This window comes from Paenibacillus sp. A3, from assembly GCF_001399685.1.
GTDB lineage: Bacteria > Bacillota > Bacilli > Paenibacillales > NBRC-103111 > Paenibacillus_G.
Map to the genome: position 1 here is coordinate 1 of NZ_JTHN01000336.1, position 1888 is coordinate 1888.

The 1888-nt window shown below is 56.4% G+C and carries 3 protein-coding genes and 1 pseudogene; all 4 read left to right on the plus strand.

All coding sequences use genetic code 11. From position 1 onward, the window contains the following. Positions 1 to 306 (plus strand): asparagine synthase-related protein (locus QJ48_RS34310; RefSeq protein WP_237763157.1); only part of this gene is annotated, 306 nt, incomplete at its 5' end. A gap of 86 nt (positions 307 to 392) precedes the next feature. Then, the gene (locus QJ48_RS34315) at positions 393 to 1136 is read left to right on the plus strand and encodes a Cof-type HAD-IIB family hydrolase (RefSeq protein WP_054977754.1); all 744 of its coding nucleotides are present in this window, start codon (positions 393 to 395) and stop codon (positions 1134 to 1136) included. Between the two features lie 55 nt (positions 1137 to 1191). Continuing rightward, positions 1192 to 1671: a DUF456 domain-containing protein gene (locus QJ48_RS34320; RefSeq protein ID WP_054977755.1), complete on the plus strand. Its 480-nt coding sequence runs from the start codon at positions 1192 to 1194 to the stop codon at positions 1669 to 1671. 25 nt (positions 1672 to 1696) lie between these two features. Beyond that, positions 1697 to 1888, plus strand: a pseudogene (locus QJ48_RS34325) (oligosaccharide flippase family protein); the annotation flags it as partial.

Here is a 1888-nt window from a genome sequence, read left to right on the forward strand (position 1 = left end):
TACGTATTCCGCAAAGCGATGGAAGGCATTATTCCGGACTTTATTTTGAACCGGCCGAAGCTCGGATTCCCGGTACCGATGCGCGATTGGCTGAAAGGCCCGCAAGGAAACGTCGTGATGGAGCAGATCGCGGCAAGCGGCATCGACAATTACATCCGGATGGACACGGTAAGGGCGATGCTCGGAAATCATCAGAGCGGCAAGGGCGATTACGCCCGGCGCATTTGGACGATTTATATGTTCGCGCTTTGGCATGCGGCCTACATGGAGGAGCTGCCGGCCCGAACGCTCGCGCACGCTCAATAAGCTATGGTCCGCAGAGGAGCGCATGCGGCTGCAGACCGCGGCAGATACGCGCTTAGAGGAACGGACGAAAAGGGAGAGAAGCGAACATGAGTCGATTCAAACTGGTAGCGTTGGATCTGGACGGCACATTGCTGACGGAAGAAAAGACGATCTCGGAGGAAAACCGTGCGGCTATTTTGGCGGCGCACGACGCTGGAGTAACAGTCATGTTTTCGACCGGGCGGGGCATACAGAACTGTCAGGCTTATGCGGAGGAGCTCGGTCTGAAGTCGCCGCTCGTCACGGTGAACGGTAGCGAAGTATGGAAAGCGCCGGGCGAACTGCTTGAGCGTCATACGTTGGACACGGAGTTGATCCGCCGTATGCATGCGCTCGCAGTTCATTACGATACCTGGTTTTGGGCTTATTGCGTTAAGGAAATCTACAACAAAGAGCACTGGCTGCCTGAAGCGGAGATCGATGCGCAGCAGTGGCTGAAGTTCGGCTACTATATTGAGAACGAAGAAAGCCTCGCCGCCATTCGCCGAGAGCTGGAATCGTGGGACAAGCTGGAAATTACCAACTCCCATCCGTTCAATATCGAGGTGAATCCGAAAGGAATCAGTAAGGCCAGCGGACTGAGACAAGTATGCGCTATGCTCGGCATCGAGATGTCGCAGGTGATCGCCATGGGCGACAGCTTGAACGATGTGGCCATGATCCGCGAAGCGGGACTTGGTGTGGCGATGGGGAACGCGCAGGAGGAAGTCAAGCAGCTGGCCGATGCGGTGACCGGGACGAACGAAGAGCACGGCGTCGCTCAGATTATCAGGGAGTATGCGTTGAAATAACATATCGTGCCATCCGGCAAGCAGGCATGACAGCTGAGAAGGGAGGCATCTATTTATGCTCATCGCCGCATGGATCATCATCGTTATTCTGTTTCTCGTCGGCATGGCCGGGGCGGTATACCCGGTGCTGCCCGGAGCGCTCGCGATTTATGCGGCGTTTTTCGTCTACGGCTTTATGGTTGGCTTCGAACCGTTCGGGGTCTGGTTCTGGCTCATTCAAACGACGATCGTGGCCGTTCTGATGGTGGCCGATTATGCCGTTAGTGCGGTTGGCGTCAAAAAGTTCGGCGGAACGCGGGCATCCGTCATCGGCAGTACGATCGGGTTATTGATCGGGCCGTTTGTTATCCCGGTTGCAGGGCTGCTGATCGGTCCGTTTCTTGGCGCCGTTGTGGGCGAGCTGATCGTTGGAACGGAATTCCGCCAAGCGGTGCGGGCGGGAATCGGGGCGTTGGTCGGCTTTTTCTCGGGGCTCATCGTTAAACTCGTGCTGCAGCTTCTGATGATCGTGCTGTTTATCATCTGGATCGTGTAAGGCATTAAGGGAAGAAGGGAACGTTTTGTCCAAAGATTCATTAGTCAAAGGAACGCTGATTCTAACCTTGGCGGCATTGGTCGCCCGGGTGCTCGGCGTGGTGCAGCGCATCCCGCTCGTTTATTTGCTCGGCGATATCGGCATGGCGGCCTACGGCATCGCCTTCAACCTGTACTCCGTTCTGCTCGTCGTCGCCACCGCCGGCATTCCGAGCGCG